Below are 24971 nucleotides of genomic sequence, written 5' to 3'. Positions count from 1 at the left end.
TAGGACAGGTTGCCGGTGCCCGACGCGGCGCAGGCAACGCACCCTACAACTACCAGGACCCGAACCATGCGAAACCGCATCCTCGTGTCGGCTTGCGCCGCGCTGGCGATGTTTGCCCTCCAGGCGCCGGCCCATGCCGCCGCCACCGACCAGTTGCAGAGCTTTGTCACCGGCGTGAAGAGCGCGCGCGGCGAGTTCACGCAGCGCCAGGTCAAGGGACAGGGCGCCAACGGCAAGGTGACCGGCACCTCCAGCGGCACCTTTGTCTTCTCGCGCCCGGGCAAGTTCACCTGGCGCTATACCAAGCCCTACGACCAGCTGTTGCAGGCCGACGGCCAGACCCTGTACATCTACGACAAGGACCTGAACCAGGTCACCGAGCGCAAGCTCGACGGCGCGCTCGGCTCCAGCCCGGCGGCGATCCTGTTCGGCAGCAATGACCTGGAAAAGAACTTCGTGGTCAAGAACGGCCCGACGCGCGATGGCGTAGAGTGGCTGGAGCTGACGCCCAAGGCCAAGGACACGCAGTTCGAGCGCATCGGCATCGGCTTCAAGGCCGGCAACCTTGAAGCCATGGAGCTGCGCGACGCGTTCGGCAACACCACGCTGCTGACCTTCACGGGCATGCAGAAAAACCCGCCGCTGGCGGCCGATGCATTCCGGTTCACGGTGCCCAAGGGCGCCGATGTGATGAAGCAGTGAGGCCCGCCATGAACGATCCGCAGGAAGCTCCCGCAGTCACCATCTGTTCCCGGCGCCGCCGGCGCGCCGTGTTGCTGGCCAGTGCCGGCGCGCTGCTGTTGACGGCATGTGCCAGCAGCGGCGGCGGCGCCAGCAAGTTCGATGTCGATTCCTTCTTGCGCGCATCGGACTCGGCGTTGCCCGAAGTGCTGGGCAATGGGGCCTTCCTCACGGCCACGCGCGTGCCTGCCACCGACTGCGCGGTGATGCTGCAATCGGCCAGCACCGGCGTACTGGAAGACCTGCCGCCGAGCAGCAGCGCGCGCGGCCCGGCCTGGCTGTTGCACCCGAAGGACAAGACCGGCGAGGTGTGGCTGGTGGTCAGCGAGTCCGGCGGCGAGCGCACCTGCCACGGCCCGTTGCCGGCCGACGCCATGCAGGCGCTGACCGCCCGGGCCAAGGGCTGAACCTGAGGCGCCGCCGTCAGTGCGGCTTGATGGCGATCTTCAGCACACCGTCGCGCTGGTTCGCGAACAGGTCGTAGGCCGCGACGATGTCGTCCAGCTTGTACTGGTGCGTCACCAGCGCTCCCAGGTCGACACGGCCCGACTCGATCACATTGATCAGCCGCCGCATGCGTTCCTTGCCGCCGGGGCACAGCGCGGTGTTGATTTTGTGGTCGCCCAGTCCCGCGGCGAAGGCCGACAGCGGAATGGTCAGGTCGCTGGAATAGACCCCCAGGCTGGACAGCGTGCCGCCGGGCTTGAGCACGCGCAGCGACTGCCCGAAGGTTGCCTGCGTGCCCAGCGCCTCGATCGAGGCGTCGACGCCGCGCCCGCCGGTCAGCTTCATGACCTCGTCCACCACGTCGCAGTTGCGGAAGTTCAGGACCACGTCCGCGCCCATCTTGCGCGCGATCTCCGGCCGGTGGTCGTTGCCGTCGATGGCGATGATGGTGGTGGCGCCGCACAGCCGCGCGCCGGCGGTCGCGCAGGGCCCGATCGGGCCCTGCGCGAACACGGCCACGGTGTCGCCGATGCGGATATTGGCGTTTTCGGCGCCCTTGAAGCCGGTGGACATGATGTCAGGGCACATCAGCACCTGCTCGTCGGTGAGGCCATCGGGGATCGGCGCCAGGTTGGCCTGGGCGTCGGGCACCAACACGTATTCCGCCTGGGTACCGTCGATCATGTTGCCGAAGCGCCAGCCCGCGGTCGCCTTGTAGCCGTGGCAGCCGCACTGCCCGCTGGCCATCAGGTAGCTGCCGTCCTGCGAGGCCACGCCGTCCTGCGCCGCGTAGGAGTTGAAGCTGGGGCAGATTGCGCCGGCGATCACGCGCTGGCCTTCGCGGTATCCCGTCACCGCGCTGCCGAGCTTTTCGATGATGCCGACGGGTTCATGACCCACGGTCAGGCCCTTTGCCACCGGGTACTCACCCTTGAGGATATGCACGTCGGTACCGCAGATGGTGGTGGTGGTGATACGCACCAGGGCATCATTGGGGCCGATATCCGGGATGGGCTTGTCTGCCAGTTCGATCCGGCCAGGCTCGACAAAAACGGCGGCTTTCATCATTGCGGTCATGCGTTGCTCCCAGGGAAGGCGCAAGGGGATGCGCGGTGGGTGGAGTGGTGCGGGACGTTGCCGGCCTGCTCAGTCAGTGATAGCACGCATGGGTCATAGCCCGGTTTATCCAGATCAAGCCGACGCCACACGGAAAATGTGCACAATGCATGGCAATCCGGCAAAAGTTTCATACCGGTATGCAAAGAAGCTGAACACCGCGGTGTGCCGCGTGTCCGACCATCCTCATACTCGCCTTACTCATCAGGAGAACCCCATGACTGCGATGCGAACCATGTCCGGCAGCCTCGCCCGACGACTGCTCTGGCTGGCGCTGGGCGGTGCCGTGCTTGCCGGCTGCGCTGCACAGCCGGCACCGATGCCCGGCCCGCAGGGGTCGCGCGGCACGCCGGAGGGCTGCGCCGCGGACAAGCTTGCCGACGACGCGCTGGCAGGCAAGCCCGAGGCCGAAGCTATTGGCCTGCTGCAAGGCTGCGCCTGGCGGCTCGGCGAGCGGGACGGCCAGCAATTCCCCGGCACCATGGACTACAACCCGCAGCGGCGCACGCTCGGCATCAAGGCCGGTAAGGTGGTGTGGGTGCGCCGCGGCTGAGGCCGGCGCGGCGGCCAACATGACAGAAATGTAATTTGACCGCCTGAACAAGAATCAATATTGTTTCCCGCTGACCGGAATCCAATAACCGGGCGGCCTCGGGGTCCCGGCGGCTGCCCAAACCATGCTGGGGAGCCATCCGCGTGAAGACCACTATCCGAACCTTGCTGCCGCGCGCTGCGGCGCTGGTCCTGCTGACCCTGCCGCTCGCCGCGGCGGCGCAGGAAAAGGTGCTCAACCTCTACACCGCGCGGCACTACCAGACGGACGAAGCGCTGTACGCCAACTTCACCAGGCAGACCGGCATCAAGATCAACCGCATCGAAGGCCAGGAAGACCCGCTGCTGGAGCGCATCCGCAACGAAGGCGCCAACAGCCCGGCGGACGTGTTCATCACGGTGGATATCGGCCGCCTGTGGCGCGCCCAGCAGGCTGGTGTGTTTGCGCCGGTAAAGTCGAAGGTGCTGGAATCGCGCATCCCGGCCAACTATCGGGACGCCAATGGCGAATGGTTCGGCTTCTCGGCGCGCGGCCGCGTGATCGCCTACAACAAGACCGCGGTCAAGGCCGGCGATATCGCCAGCTATGAAGACCTGGCCGATCCCAAGTGGAAGGGCAAGGTCTGCACGCGTTCCAGCGGCCATGTCTATAACCTGTCGCTGGTTTCCAGCCTGATCGCCCACGATGGCGAGGCACGCACCGAGCAATGGGCGCGCGGCGTGGCCGCCAACCTGGCGCGCGTGCCCAAGGGCGGCGACACCGACCAGCTCAAGGCGGTCGCCGCCGGCGAGTGCGACGTGGCCATCGCCAACACCTACTACATCGCGCGCCTGCTGAAGTCGACCAAGCCGGAAGACAAGGCCGTGGCAGACAAGCTGGGCGTGCTGTGGCCGAACCAGTCGAGCCAGGGCGTGCACATGAACGTCTCGGGCGGCGGCATGCTCAAGCATGCGCCCAACAAGGAAGCGGCGGTCAAGTTCCTGGAGTACCTGGCCAGCGACGAGGCGCAGCGCTACTTTGCCGACGGCAATAACGAATGGCCGGTGGTGCAGGGCGTGAAGGTCAGCAACCCGGCACTGGAAGCGCTGGGCACGTTCAAGTCCGACACTATCAACGTGGCCGAACTGGGCAAGTACCAGCCGCAGGCACAGAAGCTGGTGGACCGCGCCGGCTTCAAGTAAGCCGCCACGGCCTTTGCAGTAACGCGGTTCCTGCTACAGCAGGAACCGCCTGTTCCCCGTCACCTGCGTGGGCTCGACCTTGCGGAACGTCAGCTTCACGCTGCTGTTGAGCCGCCGCCCCGCCTGGCGCCGCACCAGTGCCCGGTGCAGCAGGCCCTTATGGCCGACCGTGCCTTCGGCATAGGGCTGCTCCGGCGTTGCGCCCAGCGTCATCGCGGCCAGCGCCTGGTTGCGCTGCGCCGCACTCTTTTCCAGCAGCTTGTCCAATGCCATGCGTGCGCGCACCTGCGCTGCCAGCGCGGTGTCGCCCGGATTGGCGCGGGCGCGCTCGGCGTCCCACGGCAACTGCACCTTGCCGGCAAGGCGGCGCAGCGCGGCGCGCAGTTCGGCACCATCCATCCGGGTTTCCTGCACGATCCAGACGGCGTCGTGGCGCAGCACCGCTTCGGCATCGGCCATGCGGCGCACCAGCGCGGGCTGCAGCTCGGGCGACGAGTACTGCCGCGCGCGGCGGATCGCGTTGAGCGCGATGCGGCGCACCTGCGGGTTGGCATGATCGAACAGGTCAGCGATGACGCGCGCGGCCGTGTCGGCCGAATCGATAATCTCCGCCAGCTGCCCGGCCAGCGAGACTTCTTCCACGCCGCTCAGCTTGTTGCGGCTCAGCCGGTTCAACTTGAACAGCAGGATGTGATATCGCAGCATAGGTTCTTGCGCGGCAGCATGCCGCCGTTCGCTCCCGGGCGAACGCCGGGCCATAAAAGGCTATCGGCGCGCGGGAGCGCAACTTTAGGGCAGGAACGGCAAGGGGCGGAAGTTCAGCGCTGTGCTTCGCGCCGGATCGTTCGCGACAGCACGATCACCGGCAGCAGGCCCACGGCCACGATCACCAGCGAGGCGGTGGCGGCCTCGGTCAGGCGCTCGTCGGCAGCGAGGTTGTAGGCCTGCACGGCCAGCGTGTCGAAGTTGAACGGGCGCATTACAAAGGTGGCCGGCAACTCCTTCATCACGTCGACAAAGACGATCAGTGCCGCGGTCAGCAGGCTGCCGCGCAGCATCGGGAAATGCACGCGCCGCAGCGTGGCGCCGGGGCCGTGGCCCAGGCTGCGCGCGGCGGCGTCCATGCTGGGCGTGATCTTGCCCAGCCCGGCATTGACGGTCTGCAGCGCCACGCCCAGGAAGCGCACCAGCAGCGCATAGACCAGTGCGGCGATGCCGCCGGTCAGCAGCAGCCCCACCGAGACCCCGAACTGCTGCTGCAGCCAGGCCGACAGCGCGTTGTCGAGCCGCGCCACCGGCACCAGCACGCCCACGGCAATGACCGAGCCCGGCAGCGCATAACCCATGCCGCACAGCCGCGTCAGGCCGCGCATCAGCCAGCTGCGCTTGCCGTTGGCCGCGCGCGCGGCGTAGCCCACCGCCAGCGCGACCGCCACCGCGGCCAGCGCGGTGGCGCTGGCCAGCAGGAAGCTGTTGCGCACCAGCCCGACAAAGCGTGGGCCGAACTGCGCATCGCCGTCGGTGAAGGCCATGCGGCACAACATCAGCGCGGGAATCAGGAAGCCCAGCAGCACCGGCACCATGCACACGGCCAGCGCCAGCCAGCCGCGCGCGCCGTCCAGCGTCCAGGCCACGGCGCGGCGCTGGTTGCCGTAGACCTGCGCGCGGCCGCGGCTGGCGCGCTCCATCAGCAGGATGGCGGCGACGAACAGCAGCATGCATGCCGACAGCTGCGCCGCGGCGTTCTTGTCGCCAAGCGAAAACCAGGCGCGGAAGATGCCGGTGGAGAAAGTCGGAATGGCAAAGTAGGCGACGGTGCCGAAGTCGGCCAGCGTTTCCATCATCGCCAGCGCGGTGCCGGCAACGATGCCAGGGCGCGCCAGCGGCAGCACCACGCGCCAGAGCCGGCTCCAGGTGCCGTGGCCGAGCAGGCGCGCGGCCTCCAGCGTGTTCTGGGTCTGCTGCAGGAAGGCGGCGCGCGCGGTCAGGTAGACGTAGGGGTACAGCACCAGCGAGAACAGGGCGATGGCGCCGCCGAGCGAGCGGATATCGGGGAACCAGTACTCGCGCGCCTTCCAGCCGGTCAGCTCGCGCAGCCAGCCCTGCACCGGCCCGGCAAACTGCAGCGCATCGGTGTAGGCATAGGCGATCACGTAGGCCGGCATCGCCATCGGCAAGACCAGCGCCCATTCCATCACGGTGTGGCCCGGGAAACGGTAGGTCGATACCAGCCAGGCGGTGGTCACCCCCAGCAGCAATACCCCCATGGCGACGCCGCACAGCAGCCAGACGGTGTTGAGCACGTATTCCGCCAGCACCGTGTCGATCAGGTGGTGCCAGGTGTCGCCGGCGGGCAGCAGCACGGCCGAGGCGATCACCAGTACCGGCACGGCGATCAGCAGCGCCATCGCCAGGGTGGCCAGGGTCAGGGGATGGAAGCGGCGGCGGCTGGACAGGAGCATGCGTCGGTAAGTAGGCGGAAGCGCCGCGCACAGCGTGCGGGCTGCCGCATTCTAGCAATGCGGGGCACGCTATCGACCCGAAAGGCGGTCCTGGCCCCGGGCTACGTCCCTATAATGCGCACATGCGAACCGATTCCTATTCACGCTTGCCCGGCACCCAGGCCCGCAGCCGGCCGGCGACCCGTGCAGGCGTTGCTGACGTCACTGGCGCTGGCGCCGCTGTCATCGAGGTAGACCATATCCGTCACGCCTTCGGCCGCCATGCGGTGGTCAAGGGACTGTCGTTCTCGGTGGCGCGCGGCAATATCGCCTGCCTGCTGGGGCCCAGCGGCTGCGGCAAGACCACGGTGCTGCGCGCCATCGCCGGTTTCGAGCCGCTGCAGGATGGCCGCATCGTGCTGGACGGGCAGGTCGTGTCGTCTTCCGGAGCGATGCTGGCGCCGGAGCAGCGCCGCATCGGCATGGTGTTCCAGGACTATGCGCTGTTCCCGCACCTGGACGTGGCGGCCAACGTGGGTTTCGGCCTGGTGCGGGCCAGCCGCGCCGGGCGCGCGGCGCGCGTGGACGAGGTGCTGCAGCTGGTCGGCCTGGCCGGCGCGGGCCGCAAGTATCCGCATGAGCTGTCCGGCGGCCAGCAGCAGCGCGTGGCGCTGGCGCGCGCGCTGGCACCGCGCCCGGAACTGCTGCTGCTCGACGAGCCGTTCTCCAACCTCGACGTCGACCTGCGCGAACGCCTGAGCCTGGAGGTGCGCGCGATCCTGAAGGCGCAGGGCACCACCGCGATCCTGGTCACGCACGACCAGCACGAGGCCTTTGCCATGGCCGACGAGATCGGCGTCATGCACGACGGGGTGATCGAGCAGTGGGGCAGCGCGCACGACCTCTACCACTGGCCGGCATCGCGCTTTGTCGCGGGGTTTATCGGGCAGGGCGTGCTGATGGCGGGACGGCTGCGCGGGCCTGCGCAGATTGAACTGGAACTGGGCCTGCTGCGCCCAGCGGCGCCGTTGGCGCTGCCCGCTGGCGCAGCCGTCGACGTGCTGGTGCGCCCCGACGACATCATCCACGACGACGCCAGCCCGATGCGCGCCGAAGTGGTCCACAAGGCCTTCCGCGGCGCCGAGATCCTGTACACGCTGCGCCTGGCCAGCGGCGGCCGCGTGCTGGCGCTGGTGCCGTCGCACCACAACCATGCCGTGGGCGAGCGCATCGGCATCCGTGTCCAGATCGAGGACGTGGTGGCATTTCCCGCCTAGCCTTCGACGCAGGGGCAGGGCGCCGATGGTCTACACTGTGGCGTTCTGCATTCACAAGGCTTGAATACCGTGGCGGACACGCTGTTTTCCGATACTCCCGACCGTTCCCGGCAACCGCTGGCCGAGCGCCTGCGCCCGCGCACCATCGACGAGGTGATCGGGCAACAGCACCTGCTGGGTGCGGGCAAGCCGCTGCGCGTGGCGTTCGAGTCCGGCGAGCCGCATTCGATGATCCTGTGGGGCCCGCCGGGCGTGGGCAAGACCACGCTGGCGCGGCTGATGGCCGATGCCTTCGACGCCGAGTTCATCGCGCTGTCGGCGGTGCTGTCGGGGGTCAAGGACATCCGCGAGGCGGTCGAGCGCGCCGAGCAGTTCCGCGCGCACGGGCGGCGCACACTGGTGTTCGTCGACGAGGTCCACCGCTTCAACAAGAGCCAGCAGGATGCCTTCCTGCCGCATGTGGAAAGCGGGCTCTTCACCTTTATCGGCGCCACCACCGAGAACCCCTCGTTCGAAGTCAACGGCGCCTTGCTGTCGCGCGCGGCGGTCTATGTGCTCAAGAGCCTGGACGATGCCGAGCTGACCCAGCTCGCCCTGCGCGCCAGCGCGGAACTGGGCGGCATCAGCTGGCAGGACGAAGCGCTGCAGCTGATCGTGGCCTCGGCCGATGGCGACGGGCGCAAGCTGCTGAACAATATCGAGATCGTGGCGCGCGCGGCGCGCACCGCCGGTGCCACCCAGATCGATACCGCGCTTCTGGGCAGCGCGCTGTCGGAAAACCTGCGCCGCTTCGACAAGGGCGGCGACGCCTTCTACGATCAGATCAGCGCGCTGCACAAGTCCGTGCGCGGCTCGGACCCGGACGCGGCGCTGTACTGGTTCTGCCGCATGATCGACGGCGGCGCCGACCCGCGCTACCTGGCGCGGCGTATCGTCCGCATGGCGTGGGAGGATATCGGCCTGGCCGATCCCCGTGCGGCCCGCATCACGCTGGACGCGGCCGAGACCTATGAGCGCCTCGGCTCGCCCGAGGGCGAACTGGCGCTTGGCCAGGCCCTGATCTACCTGGCCGTGGCACCCAAGTCCAACGCCGGCTACAACGCCTACAACGCGGCGCGCGCCTTCGTCGGCAAGGACAAGTCGCGCGCGGTGCCGGTGCACCTGCGCAACGCGCCGACCAAGTTGATGAAGGAGCTTGGCTACGGCCACGCCTACCGCTACGCGCACGACGAGCCCGAGGCCTACGCCGCCGGCGAGCACTACTTCCCGGACGACCTGAAGGCCCAGGGCTGGTATCAGCCGGTGCCGCGCGGGCTGGAGGGCAAGATCGCCGAGAAGCTGCGCCACCTGCGCGAGCTGGATGCCGCCTGGCATCGCGAGCAGCGCGCGGGCAAGGCAAAGGACGGCGGCAAGGGCGGGGAGTGAGCGGTGGCGTGAGCCGGCAACACGGCGGTGTGGCCTGGCCTCGCCCTGTTCGCGCCGGACGGAGCCGGTGCAGTAAAATGGCGGGTCCGCCGGCATGTCGCTGGCCCAGCACTTCACCATAGCAACATGCTCGACATCCAGCTGTTCCGCAAAGACATCGACGCCGTGGCGCAACGCCTTGCCACGCGCGGCTACCAACTCGACGTTGCGGCGTTCCAGGCACTTGAGGCCGAACGCAAGCAACTGCAGACCCAGACCGAGGAGCTGCAGGCCCGCCGCAACAGCCTGTCCAAGCAGATCGGCATGCTCAAGGGCAAGGGCGAGGACGCCTCGGCCGTGATGGCGGAAGTGGGCGGCATCGGCGACACGCTCAAGGCCTCGGCCGCGCGGCTGGACGAGATCCAGGCGCACCTGGCTGAACTGATGCTGTCGATCCCCAACCTGCCGCATGAAAGCGTGCCGGTTGGCAATGACGAAACCCAGAACGTCGAAGCGCGCCGCGTGGGCACGCCGCGCCAGTTTGACTTCGCCGTGCGCGACCACGTCGACGTGGGCGAGAAGCTGGGCCTGGACTTCGACACCGCGGTCAAGGTCACCGGCTCGCGCTTCTCGATGCTGCGCGGCGGCCTGGCGCGCCTGAACCGCGCGCTGGTGCAGCTGATGCTCGACACCCATACACAGGAACACGGCTACACCGAGATGTACGTGCCGTACATGGTCAACGCCGCCTCGATGCGCGGCACCGGCCAGCTGCCCAAGTTCGAGGAAGACCTGTTCAAGGTGCCGCGCAAGGTCGGCAGCGCCGGTGACGACAATGCGGGCGAGCGCATCGAGAACTTCTACCTGATCCCGACCGCCGAGGTGCCGCTGACCAATATCGTGCGCGACGCCATCGTCGCCGGCGAGAAGCTGCCGCTGCGCTTTGTCGCGCATACGCCGTGCTTCCGCTCGGAAGCCGGCTCGTACGGCAAGGACACGCGCGGCATGATCCGCCAGCACCAGTTCGACAAGGTCGAGCTGGTGCAGGTGGTGCCCGCCGCGCAGTCGTTCGAGGCGCTGGAGCAACTGACCGGCCACGCCGAGGCGATCCTGAATAAGCTGGAACTGCCGTTCCGCACCATCGTGCTGTGCACCGGCGATATGGGCTTTGGCAGCACCAAGACCTATGACCTCGAAGTGTGGATCCCCGCGCAGAACACCTACCGCGAGATCAGCTCGTGCTCGAACATGGGCGACTTCCAGGCGCGCCGCATGCAGGCGCGCATGCGCACGGGGCAGGGCAAGCCTGAGCTGGTGCACACTCTCAACGGCTCTGGCCTGGCCGTGGGCCGCACGCTGGTGGCGATCCTTGAGAACTACCAGAACGCAGACGGCTCGATCACGGTGCCGGCCGCGCTGCAGCCGTACATGGGCGGCATCACCCGCCTGGAGCCGGAGCTGTAAAGCTGCCTGAAAAAATCCGCTGCCAGCCTATTGCATCGGCTGGCCGGAAATGGCTATAATCTCGGTTTCGCCACACGGCAACAAGTTACCGGAGAGGTGGCAGAGTGGTCGAATGTACCTGACTCGAAATCAGGCGTACCGGCGACGGTACCGTGGGTTCGAATCCCACCCTCTCCGCCATAACAAGAAGCTGTCGGAATCGACCACCGGCAGGCAACAACAGCGTAGTAAAACTCAGGCCGACGCCCACGAAAGTGCGCGTCGGTTTTGTTTTTTCCGCGGCCGGTTTTTCATGCGGCGGGCATGGGCCGCCGCACTGGCCTGCGTACCGGACGCGCTGCCGGGTGCACTATCATGGCGATCCGCAACGCAGGATGCCGCACCATGACACAGCCACCCGCCAGCCAACCCTCCGCACCGGTCTTCCACGGCGATCCGGCCGAACTGCCGGCCGACCCCAACCTGGTCGCCGGCATGCCGTACCGGCACTACAAGGGCGGCGCCTACACCGCAGTCGGAATCGGCCGCTTCGAGGCCGATCTCGCGCCGGTGGTGGTCTATCGCGCGATGCGCGATCCCTCATTGCTGTGGGTGCGCCGCGCCGATGTGTTCAGCGAACCGGTGGCCACGCCGCAGGGCGAGGTGCCGCGCTTTGCGCCCGCCTGGCCCGCGGCGCTGGCTTGCCTGGACTTCCTGCCGCGCCAGGCGGTGCTCGATGTGCTGGCGCTGCACGACACGCCTTACCGGCACTACCACGACCGCCGCCATATCCTGGAGATGTTCGAGACCGCCCACGCGCGCGGCATTGCGCTGGACCGCGCACAGGCGCTGGCGGTGCTGTGCCACGACGCGGTCTATGTGGCGGGGTCCGAGCACAACGAAGCCGCATCAGCCGCGCTGATCGAAACGGTGGCGCCCGGCGAGGACCGCGCGGTGCTGGACCGTGCCGCGCAGATCGTGCTCGATACGCGCGGCCATGGCCCAAGCATTGCCGGCGCCGGAACCGTGCTCGATCTCGACCTGCTCAGGCTGGCCGCAGCGCCGGAAATGTTCGATGCCCATAGCCTGGACGTGTTCGCCGAGAACCGCGCCTTGCTGGCCGCGCGCACCGGTCTCGAGGGGGAGGCGCTGGAGACTGAATTCATGCGCCGGCGCGCGGCCTTCCTGGGCAAGCTGGCGCAGCGCCCGCAACTTTTCCTGACCGACGCCTTTACCGACTGCGAGGCGCCGGCTCGCGCCAATATCGCCCGTATTGTCGGTGCGGCGGGGCGCGTCCCGTGATTGAAGTGCCGGCACGCGCGAGCGCCTTCGCCGAGGCCTGGCTTACGCCGGGCACGGCGCTGGGGCTGCTTGCGCTGTTCACGCTGGTGACAGTGCTGCTGCTGAGCCTGGTGCCGCTGCTGGTCGCGCTGTTGCGGCCGGTGGTGCGCTGGCTCGACCGGTGGCGCGTGTGGGGGGCCGGCGCATTGTCCGCGCGCGTGGCCGCACAGCCGCGCCGGCTGAGCACGCTCACGCTGCGCGTGCTCGAGCGCGACGTGGCCGAACTGGTGGTGGTGCTGCTGGCCGGCGCCGTGCTGCTGGCCTGCGGCAGCGCCCTGTTCTGGCTGGCCGGCGAGGTCGCCGACAGCGGGGGCGTGGTGCGCATCGACCAGATCGTGTTTGCATCGCTGCGTGCCTTGCGCACCGACTGGCTCGATATCGCGATGGTGGCCGTGACCGAACTGGGCGGCGCGCGCATTTCCGTGGCGGTGGGCGTGGCGGTGTTCGCGTGGCTGTGCTGGCGGCGCGCCTGGACGGTGGCGCTGTACTGGGCCGCCGCGCTGCTGGGTGCGCGCGCCTGCGTGATGGCGCTCAAGCTGGGCATGGCGCGCATGCGCCCGGCCAGCATTTACAGCGGCCTGGAATCGTATTCCTTCCCCAGCGGACACGCCACCAGCAGCATGGTCACCTATGGCTTCCTGGCCTTCCTGATGTGCCTGCGCCAGCCGTGGCGCGTGCGCATTCCGGTGCTGGCGCTGACGGTGGTGGCAGTGGCGGCGATCGGGGTATCGCGGCTGTACCTGGGCATGCACTGGCTGTCGGATGTCGCTGCCGGCTATGCGCTGGGGCTGGCATGGATCGCGCTGCTCGGCACGGCTTACCGCACGCTGCATGCGCCGGCGCCGAGGGAATCGGTGGCGCCATGGCGGCTGGGCGTGGTGGCGGCGGCAGCGGTGGTGGTGGCGTTCAGCTATGTGGCATGGTTCCGGCTGCCGGATACGCTGGAGCGCTACCGGCAGGCCGTCGCGCCTACGCCAGCGGTGCTGGCGCTTCAGCCTCCGGTGCTTGCGGCAGGCGCGACACCAGCAGCTGGTCGATCTTGTGATGGTCGATGTCCAGCACTTCGAAGCGATAGCCCGCCACGGTGATCGATTCGGATTTCTTCGGGATGCGCTTGAGTGCGTAGATCACCAGCCCGCCCGCGGTGTCGACATAGTCTTCGCCGGGCAGGGTGTCGAGGTCCAGCGCCTTCTTCAGGTCCACCAGCGGCGTGAGGCCGTCGACCAGCCAGGAGCTGTCGTCGCGCCGCACGATCTGCTCGTCCTCGCTGGAATACAGGATGTCTCCCATCAGCGCGCCGACGATATCGTCCAGCGTGACGATGCCCACCACCAGCCCATACTCGTTCATCACCACGGCAAAGTTCTGGTGCATCTCGCGGAAGCGCGTGAGCGCCTCGGACAGGGTCAGCGTGTCGGGGATCACCAGCACGTTCTTGTCGTGGTGGCGGCCGATATTGCCGATCGCGGCGGCGCTTTCATCGGCCAGCAGCAGCTGCAGGATGTCCTTGGAATCGATATAGCCCTGCACGTCGTCGAGGTCGTGCCCGCACACCGGGTATTGCGCGTGCGGCTGGTTGACCAGCTTGCGGCGCACGCTGTCGGCGGGTTCGTCGAGACTCAGGTAGACCACGTCGTCGCGCGGCGTCATGATCGCGGTAATGCCTTTGAATTCGAGCTCGAACACATTCTCGATCAGATGGAGTTCGTGCTTGTGCAGCACGCCGGCTTCGGCGCCGGCATCGACCATCGCGGCGATGTCCTCGGTAGTGATCTGGTCGACCGGCTTGGTCGGCAGGCGCAGCAGCCGCAGCGTGGCATCGGCGGCGGCGTTGAAGACCCAGACCAGCGGCTTGAGCACGCGCAGCAGCGTCAGCATCGGATCGATCACCGCCAGCGCGCAGCGCTCGGGGAAGGTCATGGCGATGCGCTTGGGGATCAGGTCGGCAAACTGGATAAACAGCAGCGTCACGATCAGGAACGAGCCGATATTGGCCACGCGCTGGGCATGGACCACCTGCATATAGGGCGACAGCGTTTCCAGCAGCAGGTCCGACACATGCTTCTCGCCCAGGATACCGGCCAGGATGGCCACGCTGTTGACGCCGATCTGCACGATCGTGAAGAAATTCCCGGGCTCTTCCTTGAGCCGCAGCACGCGCGTGGCGCGGCCGTCGCCGCGCTCCGACAAGACTTGCAGCTTGGTGCGGCGGGCGGCGGTCAGCGCGATCTCGGAGACCGAGAAAAAGGCGCTGACAAGGACAAGGGCGATCAGGGTCAGGACGAACATAGGCGGTTTGGCGCCTGCAGGTTGTGCCTGCAGGCGGCTTGATGATGGTGCACGGCGCGCGCGGCTGTCAATCAGGTATCAGGCAGACCTCAATCGCGGCTCCGGGGCACGGCGTCAAAGCTGGCGGCCGGGGCTTCCAGCCGCTGCGGCAGCGTCGCGGCCAGGTCCCCCGCGGCCAGCGCAAACTGCGCGCGCAGGTCGTCGGCCAGGCTGGAGCCGGCGCGGTGGCTGGCGCGCAGCATCTGGATCTCGAACGGCAGCACCGGGGCCACGTCGTGCAGCGCGACGCGCTCCGGGCTGGCGCTGAGCGCGGTGTACTGGTCCAGCAGGGTCACGCCCAGCCCGGCATCGACCAGAGCCAGCGCCAGCGAATAGGTCTGCACCTCCAGCGTCGAGCGCGGCTCCAGCGCGTGCCGGGCCAGGGTCTGGCGCACCAGCAGCCCGAGCGAGCTGTTGTCGTCATAGCCAATGAAGGCGCGCTCCATCAGCCGCTGCATCGGCACCACCTGGCGGCGCCCGCCGGCAGGCAGCGGCTGGCCGCGCGGTACCGCCAGCAGCATGCGGCCACTGGCCACCGGCTCGCAGGAGATGGCCTCGTGGCCCGGTGGCGCAAAGGCAAAGCCCAGGTCGATCTGGTTGGCCAGCAGCGCCCCGACGATCTCGTCGGTATGGTGGGTCAGCACCTGCACCTGCGTGTCCGGGTGGCGCGCGCAGAAGCGCCGCACCGCCGGCACCAGCAGCGGGTTGGCCAGGCTGGGGGTGGCGGCCACGCGCAGCCGCCCGGCGCCCTTGTGGCGCAGGCTTTCCGAGACCCGGCGCACGCGCTCGATCTCGCCATATAGCCTTTCGACATCGCCGTAGAGCGCGTTGGCCTCGGGCGTGGCCTGCAGCCGGCCGCGCACCCGCTCGAACAGGCGGAAGCCGAGCGAGGCCTCGGCATGCTGCAGCACGCGCGTGACCACCGGCTGGGACACGTGCAGCAGGCGCGCGGCCTCGCTGACGGTGCCGGTCAGCATCACGGCGCGGAAGACTTCGATCTGGCGCAAGCGCATGGCAATCCGGGAAGCGGGCAGGCATCCATAGCCTGATGACATATTCTGGCACGTATTCGCATTGGGCAATCCGCGCCGCCTGCATTACGCTTTGCCGGATCGGGACAAAGCAATCAAGGGATGGCAATGCAGGTAGTGATCGTGGGCGCCGGCGTGGTCGGCATGACGACGGCATGGCGCCTGGCCGAGGACGGCCACCAGGTGACAGTGCTGGAGCGCCACGACGGGCCGGGCGAGGAGACCAGCTTTGCCAATGGCGGGCAGCTCAGCTACAGCTATGTGGCGCCGCTGGCCGGGCCGGGCGTGATGGCCAAGGTGCCGGGCTGGCTGCTGCGGCGCGATTCGCCGATGCGCTTCCGGCCCGCGGCCGACCCGGCGCAGTGGCGCTGGCTGGCAGCCTTCATGGGCGCCTGCAATGCCGCCACCAGTGAAGCCACCACGCGCAAGCTGCTGCGGCTCGGGTTCTATTCACGCGACCTGATGCAGGCCTTCGTGGCCCGGCACCAGCATGATGATGTGGGCGCCGGCTTCGATTTTGCGCGGCGCGGCAAACTGGTTGTGCACCGCGATGTGGCGGCGTTCGACGCGGCCTGCCGGCTGCTGGACTACCAGGCCAGCCAGGGTTGCGAGCAGCAGGCGCTGGACCGCGATGCCTGCGTGGCGCTTGAGCCCGCGCTGGCCGGCATCCGCAACGAGATTGCCGGCGCCATCTACACCCCGAGCGAGGAAGTGGGCGACTGCCACCGCTTCTGCCTGTCGCTGGCACGGTTGCTGCAAGACGGGGCGCACCCCGGCGTGTCGATGTGCTTCGGCACTGCCGTGCAAGGGCTGGTGCAGCAGGGCGGGCGCGTGACCGGCGTGCGTACCGCCAGCGGCGTGGTGCCGGCCGACGTGGTGATCGTGGCCGGCGGCATCGGCAGCGTGCCGCTGCTGCGCCCGCTGGGCGTGCGGCCGATGCTGTGGCCGCTCAAGGGCTACAGCATCACGGTGCCGCTGGCCAGCGGCACGCGCGCGCCGCATATCAGCGTGACGGACTTTGCCAACAAGATCGTCTACGCGCGCATCGGCAATACACTGCGGGTGGCGGGCATGGCCGACCTGGTGCGCGGCGGCACCCGCATCGACCCGGAGCGGGTCGGCACGCTGGTGGCACAGACACGCGCGCTGTTCGAGGGCATCGTGCCCGAGCTGCCGCTGGCGCAGCTGCAGCCATGGGCCGGGCTGCGCCCGGCCACGCCGGACGGCCTGCCGCTGGTGGGGCCGTCGCGGGTGTCCGGGCTATGGCTGAACCTGGGCCATGGCGCGCTCGGTTTTACGCTGGCGATGGGCAGCGCCGGCCTGCTGGCCGACCGGCTGGCAGGACGCCGTCCGGCCATCGAAGCAGAGGATTTTGATGCTGCGCGCGCATAGCGCCGCAGGCAAGTATTGGTTCATGCCGTACCCGTGCGTCCGCAGTACACGACGCCGTTCACGAAACATGCCTCAATGACCAAGCCCCACTACAAGGAGCGCCACATGAAATCACTGCACCTCCACCGATCCGCCACCCGCCGCGCGCTTGCGGCCGCCACGCTGCTGCTGGCCGCCGGCGCCGCCCATGCCGCCGATGGCGACACGCTGAAGAAGATCAAGGACAGCGGCGTGATCTCGCTTGGCTATCGCGAATCGTCGATCCCGTTCTCGTACACCGACGGCAAGGACGTCATGGGCTATTCGCACGAGATCCTGCTGCAGATCGTCGACAAGGTGAAGAGCGAACTCAAGATGCCCAGCCTGCAGGTGCGCCTGACCCCGATCACCTCGCAGAACCGCATCCCGCTGGTGCAGAACGGCACCATCGACATCGAATGCGGCAGCACCACCAACAACCTGGAGCGCCAGAAGCAGGTGGCGTTCTCCAACAGCATGTTCGTCTACGGCATCAGGATGCTGACCAGGAAGGATTCGGGCGTGAAGGAGTTCACCGACCTGAAGGACCGCAATGTGGTCACCACCGCCGGCACCACCGGCGAGCGCCTGCTGGTCAAGATGAACGGCGAGAAGGCCATGAACATGAACCTGATCAGCACCAAGGACCACGGCCAGTCCTTCCTGATCCTGGAGACCGGCCGCGCCGCTGCCTTCGTCATGGACGAGCCGCTGCTGTACGGCGAGCGCACCAAGGCCAAGAACGCGGGCGACTGGGTGGTGGTCGGCGCGCCGCTGCAGACCGAGAACTACGCCTGCATGTTCCGCAAGGACGATCCCTCGTTCAAGAAGCTGGCCGACGGCGTGATCGCAGACCTGCAGACCAGCGGCCGTGCCGAGAAACTGTACAACAAGTGGTTTATGTCGCCGATCCCGCCGCGCGGCATCAACATGAACTACCCGCTGTCGGCCGACATGAAGGCGCTGTTCGCGGCGCCCAACGACAAGGCCTACCAGTAAGGGCAGGGCGCCACCGCCGGGACGCATCAGGCCCGGCAGTTATTTAGCCATAATGAATCAATATTTAGCGTTCGATAGTGTTTGCGGTAGTGTTGAGCCCGATATAGGCTCATAGCAGCACAACTGGCCGGCAGCCCTCACGAGCGGCCCTCGGCGCTGTCTGCCCCCACACTGCTTATCCGCATCCACTGGAGAACATATGCGATCGATTCGTACTGCCTGGCTCAAATCCCTGCTGGCTGCCTCGCTGCTTGCCGGCGCCGGGCTGGCGTCCACCGCGGCGCAGGCCGCCGACCTGCTCGATACCGTCAAGCAGGCCGGCGTGCTCAAGATCGGCCTGGAGGGCACGTACCCGCCGTTTGGCTTCCGCGGCGCGAAGAACGAGCTGGAAGGGTTTGACGTGGACGTGGCGCGTGCGGTGGCGGGCAAGCTGGGCGTGAAGCCGGAGTTCGTCACCACCGAGTGGAGCGGCATCATTGCCGGCCTGCAGGCGGGCAAGTTCGACGTGATCGTCAACCAGGTCAACGTCACGCCTCAGCGCCAGCAAGTGCTCGACTTCTCCACCCCCTACGTCTACTCGGATGCGCAGCTGATCCAGCGCAAGGATGACAACCGCCAGTTCAAGTCGCTGGAAGACCTGAAGGGCCACAAGCTCGGCGTCAGCCTGGGCAGCAATTTCAACGACCTGGCGAAGTCGGTGCCGGGCATCGACGTCAAGACCTATCCCGGCGCGCCTGAGTACCTGCGCGACCTGGTGGCACAGCGCGTCGACGCCGCGCTGAACGACCGGCTGATGGTCGCCTACCTGGTCAAGACCGCCAACCTGCCGCTGCGGCAGGGCGCAATCGTGGCGGGCGCCACCACGCAGGTGGCCATCCCGTTCCGCAAGGACAACCCCAAGTTCGCGCAGGCCATCAACCACGCGCTGGATGACCTGGGCAAGGACGGCACGCTTGGCAAGCTCTCGGTGAAGTGGTTCGGCACCGACGTGACCAGGCCCGCCGGTAAGCCAATCAAGTAAACGAGTTAGGTAAGCCAGTCAGGTAAGCCGGCCAGCAAGCCGGGCGGTATCATGTCGCGGCGCCGCGGCCTGCATGGCTGCCGCGCCGCTTTCTTTTTCATTCTTCTGCCGCCGCCACGCCCATGTCCGCTCTCCAGCTTGTCACCGATTCCCTGCCAGTGCTGCTGCAGGGCACGCTGCTGACCATCAAATTCGCGTTATGGTCGATGGTGTTCGGGCTGATGCTGGGCACGGTGGTGGCGCTGATGGGCATCAGCCATAGCCGCGTGCTCAAGGCGGTGGCGCGTACCTATGTCAGCATCATGCGCGGCACGCCGCTGCTGGTGCAGATCTTTGTCGTCTACTACGGGCTGCCGGGCGTCGGCATCGCGCTGGAGCCCACGCCCGCGGGCGTGCTGACGCTGAGCCTGAACGTCGGCGCCTACCTGTCCGAGAGCATGCGCGGGGCCATCCTGGGCGTGTCGCGCGGCCAATGGCTGGCAGCCTACAGCCTCGGCCTGACGCCGGTGCAAGCACTGCTCTACGTGATCGGCCCGCAGGCGCTGCGGCTGGCGGTGCCAAGCCTGTCCAACAGCCTGATCAGCCTGATCAAGGACACCTCGCTGGTATCGGTCATCACCGTGACCGAGCTGCTGCGCACGGCGCAGGAGGTGATCGCGGCCACCTACCAGCCGTTGCCGCTGTACCTGGCCGTGGCGGCGATCTACTGGGTGCTGAGCACGGGGCTGTCGGGCGTGCAGCATATGCTGGAGCGGCGCTTGTCGCTGCCCGGGCGCCACTGATCGGCGCTGCAAGGAAAAAGGCCAGCTCCGCGGAGCTGGCCTTTTTCTCTATCGCCGGGCCGGTCAGCCCTGCGCGATGCGGCCGGCGATATGCCCCAGCGCCTCTTCCACCTGGTCCACCAGGACCAGGCACAGGTCGCCCGGCTGCAGGTGCGACAGTGCGGTATCGATGGCGACGAACTCGCCACGGATCTCCTCGACCTGGCCGGCGCGTTGCGCGCCCTGCAGGCCTTCGCGCAGCAGCGCCAGCACCTCGCCGTCGGCGCGGCCGCGCTGGCACTGGTCCTGGTACAGGATGACTTCATCGAACACGCCGCCCAGGATCTGGGTCTGGCGGCGGATGTCGTCGTCGCGGCGGTCGCCCGCGCCGCTGATCACCACCACGCGCCGTTTGGCGGGGATGGTCTCGACAGCGCTGCACAGTGCCAGGATGGCATCCGGGTTGTGGCCGTAGTCGGCGATCAGCGTGGCGCCGCGGTAGTCGAACACGTTGAAGCGTCCCGGGGCGGTCTGCGCGTCGTTGACGAAGGTGGCCAGGCCGCGGCGGATAATCGACCAGTCGATGCCCAGCGCCCACGCGGCGGCGATCGACGACATCGCGTTATCGACCTGGAAGCCGATGGTGCCGTTGCGCGTCAGCGGGATCTCGGCCAGTGCGATGCGCACTTCGGTATCACCTTCGGATACGACGATGTCGGCGCCGTCCACGAACACCACGCGCTTGCCCTGCGCGCGGTGCGTGGCCATGGCCGGCTGGTTGGGGTCGTGCGCGAAGAAGGTGACGCTGCCGGGGCAGGCGTCGGCCATGCGCACCACCATCGGGTCGGCCGCATTCAGGACCGCCATGCCGTGAGGCGCGACGTTCTGCACGATCACGCTCTTGAGCACCGCCAGGTCTTCCACCGAGTTGATGAAGGACAGGCCCAGGTGGTCGCCTTCGCCCACGTTGGTCACCACCGCCACGTCGCAGCGGTCGAATGCCAGGCCTTCACGCAGCAGGCCGCCGCGCGCGGTTTCAAACACGGCGGCGTCCACGTCCGGGTGCAGCAGCACGTTGCGCGCGCTGCGCGGGCCGCTGCAGTCGCCGGTGTCGATGCGCTCGCCCTGGATATACACGCCGTCGGTGCCGGTCATGCCCATGCGCAGGCCGCTGGTGGCCATGATGTGGGTGATCAGCCGTACCGTGGTGGTCTTGCCGTTGGTGCCGGACACGGCCACCACCGGGATGCGGCCATCGTCGCCATCGGAGAACATGGTCGAGACAATGGCTTCGCCGACCGCGCGGCCCTTGCCGTACGACGGCTGCAGGTGCATGCGCAGGCCCGGCGCGGCGTTGACCTCGACGATGCCGCCGGCCTGTTCCTCGAACGGCTTGAGCATGGTCTCGCACACGGCGTCGACGCCGGCGATGTCCAGGCCCACCATCTGCGCCGCCGCCACGGCGCGCGCGGCGATGTCCGGGTGGACATCGTCGGTCACGTCGGTGGCGCTGCCGCCGGTGGACAGGTTGGCGTTGTTGCGCAACACCACGCGCGTGCCGTTGGCCGGCACGGAATCGGCGGTCAGGTGCTGCTTGGCCAGCGTGGCCAGCGCGATATCATCAAAGCGGATCTTGGTCAGCGAGGTCGCATGGCCCTCGCCGCGGCGCGGGTCGCGGTTCACTTCCTCGACCAGCTGGCGCACGGTGTGCACGCCGTCGCCGATGACCTGCGGCGGGTCGCGGCGCGCGGCCGCCACCAGCTGCTTGCCGACCACCAGCAGGCGGAAGTCATGGCCCGGGATATAGCGCTCGACGATCACGTCAGAGCTGATGTCCGAGGCGACCTCATAGGCCGTCATCACTTCCCCGCGGGTGCGGATGCGCACTGCCACGCCCTTGCCCTGGTTGCCGTCGCGCGGCTTGACCACCACCGGTGCGTCGATTTCCTGCGCTGCGGCCCAGGCCTCTTCGGCGCTGCGCACCGAGCGGCCCAGCGGCACCGGCACGCCGGCGGCGTGCAGCAGGGTCTTGGTCAGATCCTTGTCCTGCGCGATCGATTCGGCCACGGCGCTGGTGCGGTCAGTCTCGGCGGCCTGGATGCGGCGCTGCTTGCTGCCCCAGCCAAACTGCACCATCGAGCCCTGCGTCAGGCGCCGGTAGGGGATGCCGCGCGCCACGGCGGCGTAGACGATGGAGCCGGTGCTGGGCCCCAGGCGCACGTCCTCGTCCAGCTCGCGCAGGCGGTGCAGCGCGTCAGCCAGGTCGAACGGGGTGTCGTTGCGCGCGGCCCGGCACAGGGCCTCGGCCAGCTCGAATGCAAGCCGGCCGACTTCTTCCTCGCTGTATTGCACGATCACCTGGTAGGTGCCGGGCTCGACCGTCTGCGCGGTGCGGCTGAAGGTGACCGGGCAGCCGGCGGCGGCCTGCAGGCGCAGCGCCGTCACTTCCAGCACGTGGGCCAGCGACAGCTCGCCCGATTCCTCGTCCGGGCGCAGCGGCCCGATCTCAGGGAAACGGGCGCGCAGCCGGTCTTCAAAACCGGGCAGCGCCGACAGCATGTTGGTGGCATCCTGGCACGCCACGATCGCCTCGATGGCGGTGTGGCGGCACCACAGGTTCGGGCCCCGCAGGGCCCGGATACGTGAGACTTCCATAGAACGGTTTCCGTGTCTTCTATGCGCGGTTGAGCTTGGGGCCGCGTCAGGCGCGGCGCGCGGGCTGGCCCATCCAGTGGTGCACCAGGTCGACGGTGGCGCCGGTGGCGGCCTCGTCGCACTGCAATACCAGCAGGTCGCCCGGCACCAACTGGGCGAGCGCGGTTTCAATGGCGCTGGCGCGCGTGCCTTCGTCGATGATCTTGGTCACGCGCCGGCCTTCGTACAGGCCCTGCTTGAGCTGCGCGCGCGCCTCGGCATCGGGCAGGGCGCGCTTGACGCTGCGGTCCTCGCACAGGAAGACACGGTCGAAATGCTGGCCCAGGACCTTGCCCTGGCGCACCAGGTCTTCGTCGCGGCGCTGCACGCCGGCGCCGTAGACCACCATGCGGCGCTCGGCCGGGAAGCGGTCCAGCGCGCTCGCCAGCGCTTCCAGCGCGGGCGCGTTGTGGGCGTCGTCGACCACCACGGTGGCGCCGTTGCGCTCGAACAGCGTGAAGCGGCCCGGCACGTCGACCTGGCCGACATCGAAGGTCACCACGCCGGCGCGGATCAGGTCGTTGGAAATGCCCAGCGCCCAGCCCGCGGCCACGGCCGCCAGCACGTTCTCGACCTGGAACGCGACGCGCCCGGCATAGGTCAGCGGCACCGCAGCCACGTCGACCAGTGCGGTCTCGCTGCTGCCGGTGGCCAGCACGATCTTGCCTTCGCGCAGGTACACCGCGCGCTTGCCGGCGGCGCGGTGCGACACGATCGCGGGCAGTTCCGGCGTCAGGCCGAAGAAGATCACGTCGCCGTCGCACAGCCCGGCCATCTCCACCAGGCGTTCGTCGCGCGCGTTGAGCACGGCCGCGCCGGTCTCCAGCACCACGTCGACCTGCGTGCGCAGCACGTTGTACATGCGGTCCTCGTCCTCGACGTAGTAGTCGCCGAGGTGGTCGGGCTGGTCGAAATTGGTGACCACGCCGACCTGGCAGCGGTCGTAGACTAGGCCTTCGGAGAGGATGCTGCCGCTGTCGTTCTCGAACACGGCGGCCTCGACCGCGCGGTTCATCAGGATGCGATGGCCCGACTCCCAGTTGGCGCGGTCGCCGCTTTCGACCTGGCGGCGGTCCAGGAACAGCCCGTCGCTGCAGGCCAGGCCGGTATGCTTGCCCGACAGCTGCAGCAGGCGCGCCACCAGGCGCGCCACCACGGTCTTGCCGTTGGTGCCGGTCACGCCGACCACCGGGATGCGGCCCTGGTCGTCATCGGACTCAGGGAACAGGTGGTTGACGATGGCGCGGCCCACCGGGCGCGGCGTGCCTTCGGCCGGCTTGATATGCATCAGCAGGCCGGGGCCGGCGTTGACCTCGACGATGGCGCCGCGCTGTTCGGCCAGCGGGCGCGAGATGTCCTCGGCCACCAGGTCCACGCCGGCGATATCCAGCCCGACCACGCGCGCGGCCAGCGCGGCATGCGCGGCGACGCTCGGGTGCACGCGGTCGGTGACGTCGAAGGCGACGTTGCCGTTGCGCTGGATCAGCACGGTGCGGCCTTCGGGCGGGACCGAGCTGGCGTCCATGCCCTGGCGCTTCAGTTCCAGGCGCGCGGCCGAGTCCAGCCGCACACGGTTCAGCGGATGGTCCTCGGTGGTGCCGCGGCGCGGATCTGAATTGATCTGCAGCTCGATCAGCTCGTCGATGGTGGACTTGCCGTCGCCGACCACGCTCGCGGTCTCACCCATGGCGGCGGCCACCAGGCGGCCGCCGACCACCAGCAGGCGGTGCTCGTTGCCGGGGATAAAGCGCTCGACGATGACGCCGTTGCCTTCATCGATAGCCACGCCGTAGGCGGTCTCGACTTCCTCGCGGGTCATCAGGTTGGTGAACACGCCGCGGCCGTGGTTGCCGTCATAAGGCTTGACCACCACCGGCACGCCGATGTCCTCGGCGGCGTCCCAGGCGTCTGCCGGGGAATCGACCATGCGGCCCTCAGGGACCGGCACGCCGCAGGATTCCAGCAGGCTCTTGGTCAGGTCCTTGTCGCGCGAGATGCTTTCGCCGATGGCGCTGGTGCGGTCGGTCTCGGCCGTCCAGATGCGGCGCTGGCGCGCGCCGTAGCCCAGTTGCACCAGGTTGCCGTCCGACAGGCGGATCGCCGGGATGTCGCGGTCGTCCGCGGCATCGACGATGCAGGCGGTGCTGGGGCCCAGGCAATGCTCGTCCACCAGGCGGCGCAGGTTGTCCACGGCGGCGGGGACGTCGAAGGGACGGTCCTCGATCGCGGCCATGACCAGGTCGCGGGCAGTGAACAGCGCGACGCGGGTGACTTCCTCGTGCCAGGCGCGCACGATCACCTTGTAGACGCCGCGCACCGGGGTTTCGCGTGCCTTGCCGAAGCCGCCAGGCATGCCTGCCAGATTCTGCAGCTCAAGCGTCACGTGTTCCAGGATATGGCCGGGCCAGGTGCCTTCCTTCAGGCGCTGCAGGAAGCCACCGCGCTCGCCGATGCTGCAGCGATGCTCGATCAGCGACGGCAGCCAGGCCGACAGGCGCTCGTAGAACCCCGGAATCGTGTTGGAGGGAAAGTCCTCCAGTTCCCCGATATCGACCCATGCCTCCAGGACGGGCCGATATGTCCACATATTCGGGCCGCGCAGCGACATGACATCGAAAATCTCAATGTCCTTCTTTTTCATTGAATTTGCTTGAGGCAGTGGGCGGAACCGCCCGAGAAATGGAAGCCTAACCTTTCAGTAACGTTACAGCACAGAGCGGGTTGACTTTCTTGGTGTAAAAGTGATTGTGCAATGCATCAGGAGTACCCGCGCGTTCGTCGTT

20 protein-coding genes and 1 tRNA gene are annotated in these 24971 nt (G+C 68.0%); 14 read left to right on the top strand and 7 right to left on the bottom strand.

Going from position 1 to position 24971, the window contains the following annotated elements; translation table 11 throughout:
* Positions 1-66 precede the first annotated feature (66 nt).
* On the top strand, positions 67-702 hold the full coding sequence (gene lolA / locus A3A5_RS0120925; RefSeq protein ID WP_013955810.1) for an outer membrane lipoprotein chaperone LolA: 636 nt from the start codon (positions 67-69) through the stop codon (positions 700-702).
* Between the two features lie 8 nt (positions 703-710).
* Positions 711-1148 (top strand): hypothetical protein, encoded by a 438-nt coding sequence (locus A3A5_RS0120920; protein WP_018312476.1) that lies wholly within the window; start codon positions 711-713, stop codon positions 1146-1148.
* A gap of 16 nt (positions 1149-1164) precedes the next feature.
* Here the strand turns inward: A3A5_RS0120920 and A3A5_RS0120915 are convergent, their stop codons facing one another.
* Positions 1165-2265 (bottom strand): NAD(P)-dependent alcohol dehydrogenase, encoded by a 1101-nt coding sequence (locus A3A5_RS0120915; protein ID WP_018312475.1) that lies wholly within the window; start codon positions 2263-2265, stop codon positions 1165-1167.
* A 256-nt stretch (positions 2266-2521) separates the two neighbouring features.
* On the opposite strand from A3A5_RS0120915, the gene A3A5_RS0120910 reads away from it, so the two are divergent.
* Both A3A5_RS0120910 and A3A5_RS0120905 read left to right on the top strand, forming a co-directional pair.
* Complete coding sequence (locus A3A5_RS0120910) at positions 2522-2857, top strand: hypothetical protein (protein WP_018312474.1); 336 nt, start codon at positions 2522-2524, stop codon at positions 2855-2857.
* 143 nt (positions 2858-3000) lie between these two features.
* Positions 3001-4038, top strand: coding sequence for a Fe(3+) ABC transporter substrate-binding protein (locus tag A3A5_RS0120905; RefSeq protein ID WP_026200970.1), 1038 nt, complete (start codon positions 3001-3003; stop codon positions 4036-4038).
* 33 nt (positions 4039-4071) lie between these two features.
* Here the strand turns inward: A3A5_RS0120905 and A3A5_RS0120900 are convergent, their stop codons facing one another.
* Both A3A5_RS0120900 and A3A5_RS0120895 read right to left on the bottom strand, forming a co-directional pair.
* Positions 4072-4743, bottom strand: coding sequence for a hypothetical protein (locus A3A5_RS0120900; protein WP_018312472.1), 672 nt, complete (start codon positions 4741-4743; stop codon positions 4072-4074).
* A 113-nt stretch (positions 4744-4856) separates the two neighbouring features.
* The gene (locus tag A3A5_RS0120895; RefSeq protein ID WP_018312471.1) at positions 4857-6500 is read right to left on the bottom strand and encodes an iron ABC transporter permease; all 1644 of its coding nucleotides are present in this window, start codon (positions 6498-6500) and stop codon (positions 4857-4859) included.
* Positions 6501-6622: 122 nt separating this feature from the next.
* Here A3A5_RS0120895 and A3A5_RS0120890 point away from each other — a divergent pair, with 122 nt between their 5' ends.
* From A3A5_RS0120890 to A3A5_RS41965, 6 genes are all read left to right on the top strand, one after another.
* A complete protein-coding gene (locus tag A3A5_RS0120890) occupies positions 6623-7756 on the top strand; it encodes an ABC transporter ATP-binding protein (RefSeq protein WP_026200969.1) in 1134 nt (377 codons plus the stop codon).
* 69 nt (positions 7757-7825) lie between these two features.
* A complete protein-coding gene (locus A3A5_RS0120885) occupies positions 7826-9181 on the top strand; it encodes a replication-associated recombination protein A (RefSeq protein ID WP_026200968.1) in 1356 nt (451 codons plus the stop codon).
* Positions 9182-9307: 126 nt separating this feature from the next.
* Positions 9308-10624 carry a serine--tRNA ligase gene (gene serS, locus A3A5_RS0120880; protein ID WP_018312468.1) on the top strand — a complete coding sequence of 439 codons (1317 nt, stop codon included), beginning with the start codon at positions 9308-9310 and terminating at the stop codon, positions 10622-10624.
* Positions 10625-10714: 90 nt separating this feature from the next.
* Positions 10715-10804 (top strand) — tRNA-Ser (locus A3A5_RS0120875).
* Positions 10805-11008: 204 nt separating this feature from the next.
* Entirely contained in the window at positions 11009-11905 is an 897-nt protein-coding gene (locus tag A3A5_RS0120870; RefSeq protein ID WP_369797802.1) for a DUF1653 domain-containing protein, read from the top strand.
* A complete protein-coding gene (locus A3A5_RS41965) occupies positions 11902-13032 on the top strand; it encodes a phosphatase PAP2 family protein (RefSeq protein ID WP_081623956.1) in 1131 nt (376 codons plus the stop codon). Before A3A5_RS0120870 ends, A3A5_RS41965 begins: the two co-directional genes overlap by 4 nt.
* On the opposite strand, the gene A3A5_RS0120860 is transcribed toward A3A5_RS41965, so the two are convergent.
* Positions 12914-14233, bottom strand: a complete 1320-nt coding sequence (locus A3A5_RS0120860) for a hemolysin family protein (RefSeq protein ID WP_018312466.1) — start codon at positions 14231-14233, stop codon at positions 12914-12916. The two genes, A3A5_RS41965 and A3A5_RS0120860, sit on opposite strands and share 119 nt — an antisense overlap.
* An 89-nt stretch (positions 14234-14322) precedes the next feature.
* Positions 14323-15285, bottom strand: a complete 963-nt coding sequence (locus A3A5_RS0120855) for a LysR family transcriptional regulator (protein ID WP_018312465.1) — start codon at positions 15283-15285, stop codon at positions 14323-14325.
* Between the two features lie 126 nt (positions 15286-15411).
* Here A3A5_RS0120855 and A3A5_RS0120850 point away from each other — a divergent pair, with 126 nt between their 5' ends.
* From A3A5_RS0120850 to A3A5_RS0120835, 4 genes are all read left to right on the top strand, one after another.
* The gene (locus A3A5_RS0120850; protein WP_026200965.1) at positions 15412-16695 is read left to right on the top strand and encodes a D-amino acid dehydrogenase; all 1284 of its coding nucleotides are present in this window, start codon (positions 15412-15414) and stop codon (positions 16693-16695) included.
* A gap of 105 nt (positions 16696-16800) precedes the next feature.
* Positions 16801-17712: a glutamate/aspartate ABC transporter substrate-binding protein gene (locus A3A5_RS0120845; RefSeq protein ID WP_026200964.1), complete on the top strand. Its 912-nt coding sequence runs from the start codon at positions 16801-16803 to the stop codon at positions 17710-17712.
* Between the two features lie 199 nt (positions 17713-17911).
* On the top strand, positions 17912-18733 hold the full coding sequence (locus A3A5_RS0120840) for a transporter substrate-binding domain-containing protein (RefSeq protein ID WP_018312462.1): 822 nt from the start codon (positions 17912-17914) through the stop codon (positions 18731-18733).
* Positions 18734-18855: 122 nt separating this feature from the next.
* Complete coding sequence (locus A3A5_RS0120835) at positions 18856-19515, top strand: amino acid ABC transporter permease (RefSeq protein WP_018312461.1); 660 nt, start codon at positions 18856-18858, stop codon at positions 19513-19515.
* 63 nt (positions 19516-19578) lie between these two features.
* On the opposite strand, the gene cphA (A3A5_RS0120830) is transcribed toward A3A5_RS0120835, so the two are convergent.
* Positions 19579-22149 carry a cyanophycin synthetase gene (gene cphA / locus A3A5_RS0120830; protein WP_018312460.1) on the bottom strand — a complete coding sequence of 857 codons (2571 nt, stop codon included), beginning with the start codon at positions 22147-22149 and terminating at the stop codon, positions 19579-19581.
* A gap of 46 nt (positions 22150-22195) precedes the next feature.
* On the bottom strand, positions 22196-24829 hold the full coding sequence (gene cphA, locus A3A5_RS0120825; protein ID WP_018312459.1) for a cyanophycin synthetase: 2634 nt from the start codon (positions 24827-24829) through the stop codon (positions 22196-22198).
* Between the last annotated feature and the right edge of the window lie 142 nt (positions 24830-24971).

The sequence above is a fragment of the Cupriavidus sp. UYPR2.512 genome, assembly GCF_000379565.1.
GTDB lineage: Bacteria > Pseudomonadota > Gammaproteobacteria > Burkholderiales > Burkholderiaceae > Cupriavidus.
Note: the sequence above shows the minus strand (reverse complement) of the source record. Positions and strands in the feature narration are given on the sequence as shown.